A 14,281-nucleotide genomic window follows, 5' to 3' on the forward strand; every position below is an offset into this window, starting at 1 on the left:
AACGCCCGGTTACATTCCGAACCCGGAAGCTAAGCCTTTCAGCGCCGATGGTACTGCAGGGGGGACCCTGTGGGAGAGTAGGACGCCGCCGAACTTCTTTTGATAGTTAAGCCCCGTGCCCTTGTGGCACGGGGCTTTTCTGTGTTTACGGGGCCTTCCCGGTACCCCTGTGTATCTGCCGGCCATCGCTGAGGGTAAGGTCAGGGGGCATCATCGGCACGTTCATTCACAGGAGGCCCCCGGGTGGAGGTCCAGGAGACTCGCGTTCAGACGGACCGGGTCCTCACCATCCCCAACATCCTCAGCATGGCTCGCCTCGTTGGCGTACCCGTCTTCCTGTGGCTGATTCTCCGTCCCGAGTTCGGCGGGCCTCAGAGCGATGGCTGGGCGCTGCTGGTACTCATGTTCAGCGGCGTGAGTGACTACCTCGACGGCAAGCTCGCGCGCCGATGGAACCAGATCAGCAGCCTGGGACGGCTGCTGGACCCTGCTGCCGACCGTCTCTACATTCTTTCCACCCTTGTCGGCCTGACCTGGCGGGAGATCCTTCCGCTCTGGCTCACCGCCGCGCTTCTCGCCCGTGAACTGATGCTTCTCGTGATGGTGGGAATCCTTCGCCGTCATGGCTATCCGCCTCCTCAGGTGAACTTCCTGGGCAAGGCGGCCACGTTCAACCTGATGTACGCATTCCCCTTGTTGCTGCTCAGTGACGGAAGTGGTTGGCTGGCATCGCTGGCCACTGTTTTCGGATGGGCGTTCGCAGGATGGGGTACAACGCTCTACTGGTGGGCAGGGATCCTCTACGTGGTTCAGGTCCGCCGGCTGGTCAAGGCGGATGCAGTAGCCGATTGAGCTCGTTGATGCGGTGCCGCGCAACGTGGCCGGCCCGCGGCTGATCAGACAGATGATGCCCTGACGGGTGAAGTCGGCTAGACCGTCGTCTCTTCAAGGAGGACGTTCCGACATGAAGGCCGTCGTGATGGCAGGTGGTGAAGGCACTCGCCTTCGCCCCATGACCTCAAGCATGCCCAAGCCGCTCCTGCCCGTAGCCAATCGGCCGATCATGGAGCATGTGCTACGCCTGCTCAAGCGGCACGGGCTCAACGAGACGGTCGTGACCGTCCAGTTCCTCGCGTCGCTAGTGAAGAACTACTTCGGAGACGGCGAAGAGCTCGGGATGGAGCTCAGCTATGCAAACGAGGAGAAACCGCTCGGTACCGCCGGCAGCGTGAAGAATGCCGAAGAGGCGTTGAAGGACGACACCTTCCTCGTGATTTCCGGTGATGCGCTCACCGACTTCGACCTCACCGATCTCATCGCCTTCCACAAGGAAAAGGGCGGACTGGTCACGGTCTGCCTCACCCGCGTCCCGAATCCCCTGGAATTCGGGATCACCATCGTGGACGAAGCGGGTCAGGTCGAACGCTTCCTGGAGAAGCCGACCTGGGGCCAGGTCTTCTCTGACACCGTGAACACGGGCATCTATGTCATGGAGCCAGAGGTCTTCAACTACGTCGAGGCCGATGTCTCCGTGGACTGGTCCGGTGACGTGTTCCCGCAGCTCATGAAGGAAGGCAAGCCCATCTACGGCTACATCGCCGAGGGCTACTGGGAAGACGTCGGTACGCACGAGAGCTACGTGAAGGCCCAGGCCGACGTGCTGGAACGCAAGGTCGACGTCGAGATCGACGGTTTCGAGATCTCGCCCGGTGTATGGGTGGCCGAAGGCGCGGACGTGCACCCCGACGCGGTGCTGCGCGGGCCGTTGTACATCGGTGACTACGCCAAGGTCGAGGCCGGCGTGGAGATCCGGGAGCACACCGTCATCGGGTCGAATGTGGTCGTGAAGAGCGGCGCTTTTCTTCACAAGGCCGTGGTGCACGACAATGTGTACATCGGTGATCACAGCAATCTGCGCGGGTGCGTGATCGGCAAGAACACCGACATCATGCGCGCCGCCCGGATCGAGGACGGGGCGGTCATCGGCGACGAATGCCTCGTCGGCGAGGAATCGATCATCCAGGGAAATGTTCGCGTCTACCCCTTCAAGACCATCGAAGCCGGCGCGTTCGTCAACACCTCGGTGATCTGGGAGTCGCGCGGACAGGCACACCTCTTCGGCGCACGAGGAGTATCCGGGATCCTGAACGTCGAGATCACGCCGGAACTGGCGGTCAGGCTGGCCGGTGCGTATGCGACGACGCTGAAGAAGGGCTCCACGGTCACCACCGCACGTGACCACTCCCGTGGTGCCCGGGCACTCAAGCGCGCGGTCATCTCGGCCCTTCAGGCCAGCGCCATCGACGTCCGCGACCTCGAGAACGTTCCGCTGCCCGTGGCCCGTCAGCAAACCGCACGCGGCAGTGCCGGCGGCATCATGATCCGTACCTCGCCGGGTGTTCCCGACTCCGTCGACATCATGTTCTTCGACGAACGGGGAGCGGACCTCTCCCAGGCACGGCAGCGCAAGCTGGACCGGGTCTATGCCCGGCAGGAATACCGCAGGGCCTTCCCTGGTGAGATCGGCGACCTCTACTTCCCGTCCAGCGTCTTCGACTCGTACACAGGATCCCTGCTGCGGAACGTGGACACCGCGGGAATCTCCGACGCCGGACTCAAGGTGGTCGTCGACGCGTCCAACGGCAGCGCGGGGCTTGTGCTCCCCAGTCTGCTGGGACGGCTCGGTGTGGATGCGCTGACCATCAACCCCGGCCTCGACGAATCCCGGCCGACCGAGTCGGCCGAGACCCGCCGGTCCGGGCTGGTCCGGCTCGGGGAGATCGTCTCGTCGGCGAGGGCTGCGTTCGGTGTCCGGTTCGACCCGGTCGGTGAACGGCTTTCACTGGTCGACGAGCGAGGCCGGATCGTGGAGGACGACCGGGCCCTGCTGGTCATGCTCGACCTCGTCGCCGCGGAGCGTCGCAGCGGCAGGGTGGCGCTGCCTGTCACCACTACCCGCGTGGCCGAGCAGGTGGCCGCGTACCACGGGACCCAGGTCGAGTGGACGATGACGTCGCCCGACGACCTGACGCGGGTGGGACGCGAGGAAGGCACCATTTTCGGTGGGGACGGACGCGGCGGGTTCATCGTTCCCGAGTTCAGCAGCGTCTTCGACGGCTCCGCCGCATTCGTGCGGCTCATCGGACTGGTCGCAAGAACGCAGCTCACACTCAGCCAGATCGACGCGCGCATCCCGCGTGCGCACGTGCTGCGGCGTGATCTCGCGACCCCGTGGGCCGTCAAGGGCCTGGTGATGCGGCGTGTGGTCGAGGCGGCGGGAGACCGCAACGTGGACACGACGGACGGTGTACGTGTCGTGGAGGCGGACGGCCGCTGGGTGATGGTGCTGCCGGACCGTGCCGAAGCGGTCACGCATCTGTGGGCCGAAGGGCCCGACGACGCCTCGGCCCAGGCGCTCTTGGACGAATGGTCCGCGATCGTCGACAGCGCAGGTCAATGATGTGACCGGATTGCCGGGGCGGGTGAGCTGTGCCGCCCCGGCATCCGGACCCGGCCCGGATGCCGCGGTGCGGCCGCGGGAGTCGCGCGCCTGCATCCAGGACATCGGTGGGGCCATTCGGCGGTAGCCGCTGCGACATGCGACGATGTGCGGCATGTCGCAGCAGCCCCCCGATCGGAGTACCGCCTCGCCGCCCTCGCGCCCCGACGCGTCCATGTCGCTGCTGACCAATGTGATGGACCACAGCCTGGACGACGGATATGCCGAGGCTTCGGCGCGTCGCAAGGCCGACGGGCGCGCGGGGATGCCCCGGACCCTCAAGGCGAAGCTCGGCTTCGCGGCGTGTCTGGTGCTGGCAGCGCTTGTCGTGACGCTCGGTGCCGCTCAGGCGCGGGTTGCCGCGCCGGTTCTGGCCAAGGAGCGCGAAGAGCTCATCGACCGGATCGACGCGGAGACGTCTGCGGCCGACACGCTTGAAGCTCAGGTGGAGGAGATCCGCGACGACGTGGGCAGGCGCCAGCGCAAGGCGCTGGAGAAGCACGGCGGTGACCAGGCCGAACTGGTGGCCCTGCTGTCCGGGGCGACGCCTGTGCACGGTCCCGGGGTGAAGCTCGTCGTCGACGACGCGAAGGACACCGAGCAGGGCGGAGGCGGACCGCGGGAGAGCAGCGGGTTCTCCGACACCGGCAGGGTCCGCGACCGGGACATGCAGAGGGTCGTGAACGGCCTGTGGCAGTCCGGCGCCGAGGCGATCGCCATCAACGGACAGCGTCTGACCGCCCTGTCGGCGATCCGCGCCGCGGGCGACGCCATACTGGTCGACAACAAACCGCTCGTGCCGCCGTACACGGTGCTCGCGGTGGGGGACGGGAAGAAGCTGGGCGCCGACTTCCAGGACAGTGCCGATGGCCAGTACCTGCAGGCGCTCAAGGACACGTTCGACATCCGGACCAGCATCTCCGTCCAGGAGAATGTGAGCCTCCCGGCGGCCCCGAGCCTGATCGTACGGACAGCAGAGCCTTATAAGGCCGCAGACACCGGCAGTGGTGCGGCAGAAACAGGGAAGGGCACATCGTGATCGCCGTACTGGGCCTCGTCGTGGGAGTCGTGGTCGGACTGTTGGTCCGGCCCGAAGTTCCGGCGGTGGTCGAGCCCTACCTTCCGATCGCGGTCGTGGCGGCTCTCGACGCCGTCTTCGGCGGTCTGCGGGCCATGCTCGACGGCATCTTCGTCGACAAGGTCTTCGTGGTCTCGTTCCTCTCGAACGTGGTCGTGGCCGCGCTGATCGTCTTCCTGGGCGACAAACTGGGCGTCGGAGCGCAGCTCTCCACCGGCGTGGTCGTCGTTCTCGGTATCCGCATCTTCTCCAACGCCGCCGCGATCCGCCGGCACGTCTTCCGGGCCTGACGCCGATGAGCAACGACGCATTCAACGGCGACCGCGAAGAACCCGGCGAGCAGGCCGAGGAGACTCCCGGGGAACTGACCGGGCGCCAGCGGCTGATGGCCGGAATCTGGCCGCCCCGGATCACCCGCGCCCAACTCATCGTCGCAGTGCTGTTGTTCGTCCTCGGCCTGGGGCTTGCCATCCAGGTGCGGTCGAACAGCGACAACAGCGCGTTGCGCGGCGCCCGCCAGGAGGACCTCGTCCGCATCCTCGACGAGGTGGACGACCGCACGCAGCGGCTGGAGGACGAGAAGCAGCGCCTCGTCGACCAGCGCACGGAGCTGGAGAACAGTTCCGACCAGGCGGAGGAGGCGCGGAAGCAGACAGTGGAGAAGGAGCGCCAACTCGGCATCCTCGCGGGTACCGTGGCGGTGCACGGCCCCGGCATCACCCTCGCGGTGAACGACCCCGGGGACGCAGTGCAGGCCGACATGCTGCTGGATGCCCTTCAGGAGCTCCGGGCGGCCGGTGCCGAGGCGATCGAGGTCAACGGCGTGCGCGTGGTGGCCAATACGTACTTCTCCGGTGACGGGGGAGCCGTCAAGGTCGACGGCCGCAAGATCTCCGCTCCCTATGTCTTCAAGGTCATCGGCAAGCCGCAGGACCTGGAACCGGCGCTGAACATCCCCGGCGGTGTGGTGCAGACATTGGAGAAGGAGCAGGCCACGGTGCACGTGGCGCAGTCCGACGACATCGTCGTCGACGCCTTGCGACCGGCTGAGCGGCCTGACTACTCTCGGTCGTCGGGCCAGTGAACCCGGGACGCGTGGGTGTCGGGGGACATGAGCAGGAGGTTGCGGGGGGTCGGCGCATCGTAATGGTGGTGCGTGGTGGAAACTGTCGAGTGGATACGGACGTTGTGAAGATGTCCGGGTCGGCAGGTGTGTTCATTCAGGGTTCGTCCTGCCCCACGGGCGGGTCTGTTTCGGTCAAGGGGAATCGCCCGTGAAGTTGTTTGGGAAGTTGTTCGGCAAGAGCGCTCGCGATGAAGCCGCACGCCATCGCGCACCGCGCCATGGTCAGAGTGAGGAGCAGGGCGGCGAGCGCCCCCTCTTCCGTGACCAGGTGGCAGGTCCGGGAGGTGACAATTCGGGTGGTTCCGGCGCGTCGTCCGTTGACCCTGCCGGTCCCGGCCGCATAGGTTTCGGAGAACCCTCAACCTCAAGTACGGGTGGAGGGTTCACCCCGAGGCAGGAGGCTTCGTCCATGCCGGTCTGTACGAGGTGCGGGCACCGCAACGCCGAGGCCAGCCGTTTCTGCTCCAACTGTGGGGCGCCGCTCAGGGGCGGGATTCCGGAGCGGGCGTCGGAGACGACGTCGACCATCTCCATCTCGGGCCTGGAGGCCTACGAGGCGGAGGCGACCGGGCAGACGTCCGTGCCGTCGCTCTCGCCCGAGGCCCAGGCCGCCGTGGACGCGCTGCCGCTCGGCTCGGCGCTCCTGGTGGTGCGACGGGGGCCCAACTCGGGCAGTCGCTTCCTCCTGGACAGCGAGCTGACCACGGCCGGCCGCCACCCGCAGGGTGACATCTTCCTCGACGACGTGACGGTGTCGCGGCGTCACGTGGAGTTCCGTCGGAGCCCCGACGGCAGCTTCACCGTGGGGGATGTGGGCAGCCTCAACGGCACCTATGTCAATCGTGAGCGCATCGACTCCGTCGCGCTGTCCAATGGCGACGAAGTGCAGATCGGCAAGTACCGGCTGGTCTTCTACGCGAGCCAGCGCGGCATCTGACCGTCCCCCCGACTCCGTCGGGGGGACCCGAGGAAGGTCCATGCTGAGAACACCGACGGGCGGTGCCGGACACGGCACCGCCACCGCCGACGACCGTCCGATGAGCATCGGCACGGTGCTCCTGCAATTGCGGGACGAGTTCCCCGAAGTCACCATCTCCAAGATCCGCTTCCTGGAGGCCGAGGGGCTCGTCGAGCCACAGCGGACACCTTCCGGATACCGGAAGTTCCGTTCCGGCGACGTTGAGCGGCTGGCTCAGGTGCTGCGGATGCAGCGGGACCACTATCTTCCGCTGAAGGTCATCCGGGAGCACCTGGACGCCCTCGCGCGGGGTGAGCAGGTCGCTCTGCCCGCCCCGGGCGGCGAGCCCGAGCTGACCGACGGCGGCTGGACCGGTGGGCCGGGGCGGGCCACCGCGGCCCGCATCGGCCGCGCCGAGCTCCTCGCCGCCGCCGAGGTGACCGAGAGTGACCTGGACGCTTGGGAGTCGTACGGTCTCGTCGCGCCGTCGGCGCAGGGAGGCTATGACGCCGAGACGGTCACCATCGCCAGGCTTGTGGCGGATCTGGGGCGATTCGGTCTGGAACCTCGTCATCTGCGCGCGATGCGAGCAGCCGCGGACCGGGAGGCCGGGCTGATCGAGCAAGTCGTCGCGCCGCTGCGCCGGCACCGGAATCCGCAGACCAGAGCGCATGCCGAGGCCACCGCGAAGGAGCTCGCCGAGCTCTCCGTACGGCTGCACTCGGCCCTCGTACAGACCGCTCTGCAGATCCGTCTTCACTGATCCCGGCGGGGCCCGACTACCCAAACCTGCCGAGCACGTCCTAGGGTTGCTGTGTGAACGAGCTCGACGTTGTGGGTGTCCGGGTGGAAATGCCCTCCAATCAACCGATCGTGCTCCTGCGTGAAGTGGGAGGCGATCGGTACCTCCCCATTTGGATCGGTCCTGGTGAGGCGACCGCGATCGCCTTCGCTCAGCAGGGCATGGCTCCGGCCAGGCCGCTGACCCATGATCTCTTCAAGGATGTGCTCGAGGCCGTCGGCCAGGAGCTCACCGAGGTCCGGATCACGGATCTGCGAGAAGGGGTCTTCTACGCGGAGCTGGTCTTCGCCAGCGGAGTCGAGGTGAGCGCGCGGCCTTCCGACGCGATAGCGCTCGCCCTGCGCACCGGTACGCCGATCTACGGCAGTGACGGGGTGCTCGACGATGCGGGAATCGCGATTCCCGACGAGCAGGAGGACGAGGTGGAGAAGTTCCGCGAGTTCCTCGACCAGATCTCGCCGGAGGACTTCGGTACGAACAGTCAGTGACGTCCCAAGGGGCGCGCCAGCGCATCCGACAAGCCTTTCCCGATCGTGAGTCACGGGAAACCACCCTCAGGGTGATTATCACTCGGCGTGCCGAGTGTGGCGATCGTTGACGCACCCCGGGTGACTGCCTACCTTCGAGTGGGCAGGTCAAGGACGGAGGTCGGCGTGAGAAGCAGCGGCGACGGTACGGCAGCAGGTGGGCCGTATCCGCAGCAGGGGAGTACAGCCGGCCACACCATCAGGCAACCGGCTGCGCCGGACGCGATGGCGGGGGACGGCGTGACATCGGCCAACGAGATCGGCTATCGGGGCCCGACGGCGTGCGCAGCCGCGGGTATCACCTACAGGCAGCTCGACTACTGGGCCCGCACGGGGCTGGTGGAACCGAGCGTCCGCCCGGCCTACGGGTCGGGCACACAGCGGCTCTACAGCTTCCGGGACGTCGTCCTGTTGAAGATCGTGAAACGATTCCTCGATACCGGGGTGGCGCTTCAGAACATCCGCACCACCGTGCAGCACCTGCGGGCCCGGGGCTTCCAGGATCTCGAGCGCATGACGCTGATGAGTGACGGAGCGACCGTCTACGAGTGCTCCTCGCCCACCGAGGTCGTCGAGCTGCTCCAAGGGGGCCAGGGAATCTTCGGCATCGCCGTCGGGGTGGTGTGGCGGGACGTGGACGCCGCGCTGTCCCAGTTGCACGGGGAGCGCGTGGACACCGGCGAGACACTGATCGGCAACAACCCCACCGACGAACTCGCCCGTCGGCGCAACCGGGCGGGCTGACCGGGTGGCAGCGCGGCCGCACCCCGGAATTCCGGGGTGTGCCCGCCGTCGTCACAGGGCGGCTGTCAGTGCCGTAGGGCACCATCGGTTGATGTGAGAGCCGCGCCCACCATCCTGCATCTGGACATGGATGCCTTCTACGCGTCCGCGGAGCAGGCGGCGAAGCCGAGCCTGCGCGGCAAGCCGGTCGTGGTGGGCGGACTGGGCCCCCGCGGAGTCGTCGCCACCGCCTCGTACGAGGCGCGGCGTTTCGGGGTGCACTCGGCGATGCCGATGGCGCAGGCCAGGAGGCTGGCGCCGAACGCGGCCTATCTCGTGCCGCGCTTCACGCTCTACCGGACGGTGAGCGACCAGGTCATGGAGCTGCTGGGGCGCCTCTCGCCCCTGGTCGAGCCCCTCAGCCTCGATGAGGCCTTCGTCGACCTGGAGGCGGGCGGCACGGCGGACGACGCGGCCTCGGCCCTGGAGATCGGCGAGCAGCTGCGCGGGGCGATCGAGGCGGTCACGGGGCTCAGCGGCTCCGTCGGGCTCGCAGGCTCCAAAATGCTGGCGAAGATCGCCTCCGAAGAGGCGAAACCCGACGGGATCCTGCTGATAGAGCCCGGCACGGAGCGGGAACTCCTCGCGCCCATGACGGTGCGTACCCTGCCCGGAGTCGGCCCCGCCACCGCAGACCATCTGCGCCGCGCCGGCATGACCACGGTCAACGACCTCGCCGAGGCGGGCGAGGCGGAACTCGTACGGCTGCTGGGCAAGGCGCACGGCAGCTCTCTGCACCGCATGGCGTTCGGATACGACGACCGGCCCGTGGTCGCCGAGCGGGACGCGAAGTCGGTGTCGGTCGAGGACACCTTCGACACCGATCTGCATGACCGCGTCCGGGTCAGGACCGAGGTGGAGCGGCTGGCCGACCGGTGTGTCCGGCGGCTGAGGGGTGCCGGACGGTCAGGGCGCACGGTGGTGCTGAAAGTGCGGCGCTACGACTTCTCGACCCTCACCCGCTCCGAGACGCTCCGTGGGCCCACCGACGACCCCACGGTCGTCAGAGAGGCCGCGGCTCGGCTCCTGGAGTCCGTGGACACCACCGGCGGCGTGCGGCTGCTGGGCGTCGGCGTCACAGGCCTCGCCGACTTCACCCAGGAGGACCTGTTCGCCCAGGCGGCGGACGAGCGGACGGCGGCCGAGCTCCCCGACACCACCGAAGCGGGCGCGGACGAGGGGGAGCCGACGGGTGAGGAGCCCGCGCAGGAGAGTGCTGAGCAGCTTGCGGCGCGGCGCTGGCCGGCCGGACACGACGTACACCACGACACCCACGGGCACGGCTGGGTACAGGGCAGCGGGGTCGGGCGGGTGACGGTGCGATTCGAGGAACCGGAATCGGCGCCCGGCCGGGTCCGTACGTTCCGTATCGACGATCCGGAGCTGCAGCCGGCCGATCCGCTGCCGCTCGTACGGAACCCGGTGGACTACTCGTCCTGGCCCGCCAGCCTGCCGAAGTCGCGGTCGGGGGCGCTCTCGCCCGGCGCCGAGTCCAGACCGTAGTGCCGGTAGAGCTGAAGCTCCTGTTCCGGCGAGAGGTGACGGCCGACGCCGAAGTCGGGTGCGTCCTTGATCAGGGCGCGGTCGAAGGGGATGCGCAGCGTGTCCTCGACGAATTCGCTGGGCTCCAACGGGACGAAGGCATCCCGGCTGAACAGTCCGGTGCGCACGGCCGCCCACTCGGGCACACCGGTGGCGTCGTCGAGGTACACCTCGTCCACGGTTCCGATCTTGGTGCCCTTGCGGTCGAACGCCTTGCGGCCGATCAGGCTGCGCGGATCGATGTCGGTCTGCACGTGGCCTCCCATTGGTCGCAGCTACTCCACAGGCACTACAGAAGTGCACATCCGTGGCATCGGCCACTCGAGATTTCCACCGCATACCCCGCTGGTAGGCTGGCAATGGCTGCTGACCCTGTGCGGGAGAGTCCTCCGGAGGCAATCCGGAGGCGCCGAAGGAGCAAATCCTCCCCGGAATCTCTCAGGCCCCCGTACCGCACGGACGAGGTCACTCTGGAAAGCAGGGCGGGTTCCCGCACGGCCACGGCCGGACAGGAACTCTCCCTCACCGACGGTGAAAGCCGGTGCGCCCTGCGGGCACCGGTGAAGCTCTCAGGTTGAGATGACAGAGGGGGAGGCCGTTCGGGCACCCCGCGCCGTGGTGCCCCTCGCAGGTCGTGACAGACCAGGAGGCCTCCATCATGACCCCCCGTCGCACTTCGCTCTCCCAGCTCGAACAGGGGATCCCCTTCGAGCAGCGCCACATCGGTCCCGATTCCGAGGCACAGGCGAAGATGCTCGCCCAGGTCGGTTACGGCTCGCTCGACGAGCTGACCGCCGCCGCGGTGCCCGATGTGATCAGGAGCGCCGAGGCCCTGAAGCTGCCGGCCGCCCGGACTGAGGCCGAGGTCCTCGCCGAGCTGCGCCTCCTCGCCGACCGCAACCAGGTCCTGGCCCCGATGATCGGGCTCGGCTACTACGGCACGTTCACCCCGCCGGTGATCCTCCGCAACGTCATGGAGAACCCCGCCTGGTACACGGCCTACACGCCCTACCAGCCCGAGATCTCCCAGGGCCGCCTCGAAGCCCTCCTGAACTTCCAGACGATGGTCGCCGAGCTCACCGGGCTGCCCACCTCCGGCGCCTCGCTGCTCGACGAGGGCACCGCCGCGGCCGAGGCCATGGCACTCGCCCGGCGCGTCGGCAAGGTGAAGAAGGGCGTCTTCCTGGTCGACGCCGACACCCTGCCGCAGACCGTCGCCGTCATCGAGACCCGCGCCGAGCCGACCGGGGTCGAGGTCGTCGTCGCCGACCTCACCGACGGCATCCCGGCCGAGATCGCCGAGCGCGGCGTCTTCGGCGTGCTGCTGCAGTACCCGGGCGCCTCCGGAGCCGTACGGGACATCAAGCCCGTCATCGAGCAGGCCCACGGGCTCGGCGCGATCGTCACCGTGGCCGCGGACCTGCTGGCGCTCACCCTGCTCACGTCGCCCGGCGACCTGGGCGCGGACATCGCGGTCGGCACCACGCAGCGCTTCGGTGTGCCGATGGGCTTCGGCGGTCCGCACGCCGGCTTCATGGCCGTACGCGAGAAGTTCGCCCGCAGCCTCCCGGGCCGCCTCGTGGGTGTCTCCGTGGACGCGGACGGGAACAAGGCGTACCGGCTGGCCCTGCAGACCCGCGAGCAGCACATCCGCCGCGAGAAGGCCACCAGCAACATCTGCACCGCTCAGGTGCTGCTCGCCGTGATGGCCGGCATGTACGCCGTCTACCACGGCCCCGACGGGCTGCGGACGATCGCACGGCGCACCCACCGCTACGCGGCCATCCTGGCCGAGGGCCTGCGGGCCGCCGGTGTCGACGTGGTGACCGGTACCTACTTCGACACGCTCACCGTCCGGGTCCCGGGCAAGGCCGCCACGGTGGTCGCCGACGCCCGTGACCGCGGGGTCAACCTGCGGCTCGTCGACGGCGACCTGGTCTCGCTCGCGTGCGACGAGACCACGACCCGCGCGCAGGTCGCTGCCGTCTGGGCCGCCTTCGGCGCCGAGGGCGACATCGAGGCGCTGGACGCCACGACCGCCGAAGCGCTGCCCGAGGGGCTGCTGCGCACCGACGCCTTCCTGACCCACCCGGTCTTCCACCAGCACCGTTCCGAGACCGCGATGCTGCGCTACCTGCGCAAGCTCGCCGACCGCGACTACGCGCTGGACCGCGGCATGATCCCGCTCGGCTCCTGCACCATGAAGCTGAACGCGACCGCCGAGATGGAGTCGATCACCTGGCCCGAGTTCGGCGCGCTGCACCCGTTCGCACCGGCCGAGCAGGCCGAGGGCTTCCTGACGCTCATCCGTGAGCTCGAGGAGCGCCTCGCCGAGGTCACCGGCTACGACGCGGTCTCCATCCAGCCGAACGCCGGGTCGCAGGGCGAGTTCGCGGGGCTGCTGGCCGTGCGTGCGTACCACCGGGCCAACGGCGACGAGGGCCGGACCGTCTGTCTGATCCCTTCCTCCGCCCACGGGACCAACGCGGCGAGCGCCGTGATGGCCGGCATGAAGGTCGTCGTGGTGAAGACCGCCGACGACGGCGAGGTCGACATCGACGACCTCCGTGCCAAGATCGCGCAGCACCGCGACGAGCTCGCCGTGCTCATGATCACCTACCCGTCCACTCACGGTGTCTTCGAGGAGCACGTCGCCGACATCTGCGCCGAGGTGCACGACGCCGGCGGTCAGGTGTACGTCGACGGGGCCAACCTCAACGCCCTGGTCGGCCTCGCCAAGCCGGGCCACTTCGGCGGCGACGTCTCGCACCTGAACCTGCACAAGACCTTCTGCATCCCGCACGGTGGCGGCGGTCCCGGCGTCGGTCCCGTCGGTGTGCGTGCGCACCTGGCCCCGTACCTGCCGAACCACCCGCTGCAGCCCGCCGCCGGTCCGGAGACCGGTGTCGGACCGATCTCGGCTGCCCCGTGGGGCTCGGCCGGAATTCTTCCGATCTCCTGGTCCTACGTACGCCTGATGGGCGGCGAGGGCCTGAAGCGTGCGACGCAGGTCGCCGTACTCGCGGCCAACTACATCGCCAAGCGGCTGGAGCCGCACTACCCGATCCTGTACAACGGCCCGGCCGGACTGGTCGCGCACGAGTGCATCGTGGACCTGCGCCCCATCTCCAAGGCGACCGGCGTCAGCATCGACGATGTCGCCAAGCGCCTCATCGACTACGGCTTCCACTCGCCGACCATGTCTTTCCCGGTCGCGGGCACGCTGATGATCGAGCCGACCGAGAGCGAGGACCTCGCGGAGCTGGACCGGTTCTGCGACACGATGATCGCCATCCGCGGCGAGATCGAGAAGGTTGCCTCGGGCGAGTGGAGCGCGGAGGACAATCCGCTGGCCAACGCCCCGCACACCGCGGCCGCGCTGGGCGGGGAGTGGGAGCACGGCTACAGCCGTGAGGTGGCAGTCTTCCCGGCCGGGGTGTCCGCCGCCGACAAGTACTGGCCGCCGGTGCGGCGGATCGACGGTGCGTTTGGTGACCGCAACCTCGTCTGCTCCTGCCCGCCCCTGGAGGAGTACGACAACTGATTCCGCAACGCCGGAACACGGGGGCGTGACGCGGACATGCGTGGGGGCCGGTGCGGAGACATCTCCGGGCCGGCCCCTTTTCGTACCGGCCGCTCAGGCCGCCTTCACCACCCGGCCCGTTTCCAGCGGTCGGTGCGGGGCGATGATCTGCCCGTCCGGGAGCAGCTCACCGGTGTCCTCGAAGAGCAGGACGCCGTTGCACAGCAGGCTCCAGCCCTGTTCCGGATGGTGCGCCACCAGACGGGCGGCCTCCCGGTCGGCTGAGTCGGCTGTCGGGCAGGCTGGCTGGTGCTGACACATGGCTGGGTTCTTTCGCTGCGTTGAGTTGAGTGTCCTGCGGCTTGAAGAGGTGTTCATGGCCGCCCCCCGTATCGATCGGTCCGGTCCCAGTGTTGCCCTACGGGCGTCAATCCGCAGGGATT

General features: G+C 68.3%; 13 protein-coding genes, 1 rRNA gene and 1 riboswitch. Of the genes, 12 read left to right on the top strand and 2 right to left on the bottom strand.

Annotation, left to right across the window (positions count from 1 at the left end):
* The 11 genes from rrf to ABT025_RS28190 form a co-directional block, all read left to right on the top strand.
* Positions 1–94: ribosomal RNA gene (gene rrf, locus ABT025_RS28140) — 5S ribosomal RNA — on the top strand; the annotation flags it as partial.
* Between the two features lie 149 nt (positions 95–243).
* On the top strand, positions 244–852 hold the full coding sequence (gene clsA / locus ABT025_RS28145) for a cardiolipin synthase ClsA (RefSeq protein WP_266776362.1): 609 nt from the start codon (positions 244–246) through the stop codon (positions 850–852).
* Positions 853–964: 112 nt separating this feature from the next.
* Positions 965–3,460: a sugar phosphate nucleotidyltransferase gene (locus tag ABT025_RS28150; protein ID WP_351000234.1), complete on the top strand. Its 2,496-nt coding sequence runs from the start codon at positions 965–967 to the stop codon at positions 3,458–3,460.
* 154 nt (positions 3,461–3,614) lie between these two features.
* Positions 3,615–4,538, top strand: a complete 924-nt coding sequence (locus ABT025_RS28155) for a DUF881 domain-containing protein (protein ID WP_351000240.1) — start codon at positions 3,615–3,617, stop codon at positions 4,536–4,538.
* A complete protein-coding gene (locus tag ABT025_RS28160) occupies positions 4,535–4,867 on the top strand; it encodes a small basic family protein (protein ID WP_003970459.1) in 333 nt (110 codons plus the stop codon). Before ABT025_RS28155 ends, ABT025_RS28160 begins: the two co-directional genes overlap by 4 nt.
* A 5-nt stretch (positions 4,868–4,872) precedes the next feature.
* Positions 4,873–5,661, top strand: coding sequence for a DUF881 domain-containing protein (locus ABT025_RS28165; protein WP_502972043.1), 789 nt, complete (start codon positions 4,873–4,875; stop codon positions 5,659–5,661).
* A gap of 190 nt (positions 5,662–5,851) precedes the next feature.
* Positions 5,852–6,640 carry an FHA domain-containing protein gene (locus ABT025_RS28170; protein WP_351000243.1) on the top strand — a complete coding sequence of 263 codons (789 nt, stop codon included), beginning with the start codon at positions 5,852–5,854 and terminating at the stop codon, positions 6,638–6,640.
* Between the two features lie 40 nt (positions 6,641–6,680).
* Positions 6,681–7,424: a transcriptional regulator FtsR gene (ftsR, locus tag ABT025_RS28175; RefSeq protein WP_351000246.1), complete on the top strand. Its 744-nt coding sequence runs from the start codon at positions 6,681–6,683 to the stop codon at positions 7,422–7,424.
* Between the two features lie 53 nt (positions 7,425–7,477).
* Positions 7,478–7,951 carry a bifunctional nuclease family protein gene (locus tag ABT025_RS28180; protein ID WP_006123076.1) on the top strand — a complete coding sequence of 158 codons (474 nt, stop codon included), beginning with the start codon at positions 7,478–7,480 and terminating at the stop codon, positions 7,949–7,951.
* Between the two features lie 165 nt (positions 7,952–8,116).
* Positions 8,117–8,734 (top strand): MerR family transcriptional regulator, encoded by a 618-nt coding sequence (locus ABT025_RS28185; protein WP_351000249.1) that lies wholly within the window; start codon positions 8,117–8,119, stop codon positions 8,732–8,734.
* A 93-nt stretch (positions 8,735–8,827) separates the two neighbouring features.
* Positions 8,828–10,276 (top strand): DNA polymerase IV, encoded by a 1,449-nt coding sequence (locus ABT025_RS28190; protein ID WP_351000257.1) that lies wholly within the window; start codon positions 8,828–8,830, stop codon positions 10,274–10,276.
* Here the strand turns inward: ABT025_RS28190 and ABT025_RS28195 are convergent.
* The gene (locus tag ABT025_RS28195; protein WP_351000260.1) at positions 10,201–10,581 is read right to left on the bottom strand and encodes a PRC-barrel domain-containing protein; all 381 of its coding nucleotides are present in this window, start codon (positions 10,579–10,581) and stop codon (positions 10,201–10,203) included. The genes ABT025_RS28190 and ABT025_RS28195 overlap by 76 nt on opposite strands.
* Positions 10,582–10,682: 101 nt before the next feature.
* A riboswitch (glycine riboswitch) is annotated at positions 10,683–10,779 on the top strand.
* A gap of 194 nt (positions 10,780–10,973) precedes the next feature.
* On the opposite strand from ABT025_RS28195, the gene gcvP reads away from it, so the two are divergent.
* Positions 10,974–13,859 carry an aminomethyl-transferring glycine dehydrogenase gene (gene gcvP, locus ABT025_RS28200; RefSeq protein ID WP_351000263.1) on the top strand — a complete coding sequence of 962 codons (2,886 nt, stop codon included), beginning with the start codon at positions 10,974–10,976 and terminating at the stop codon, positions 13,857–13,859.
* 93 nt (positions 13,860–13,952) lie between these two features.
* Here the strand turns inward: gcvP and ABT025_RS28205 are convergent, their stop codons facing one another.
* Entirely contained in the window at positions 13,953–14,159 is a 207-nt protein-coding gene (locus tag ABT025_RS28205; RefSeq protein ID WP_351000265.1) for a DUF5999 family protein, read from the bottom strand.
* Between the last annotated feature and the right edge of the window lie 122 nt (positions 14,160–14,281).

It is taken from the genome of Streptomyces sp. NPDC002809 (assembly GCF_040295435.1).
GTDB lineage: Bacteria > Actinomycetota > Actinomycetes > Streptomycetales > Streptomycetaceae > Streptomyces.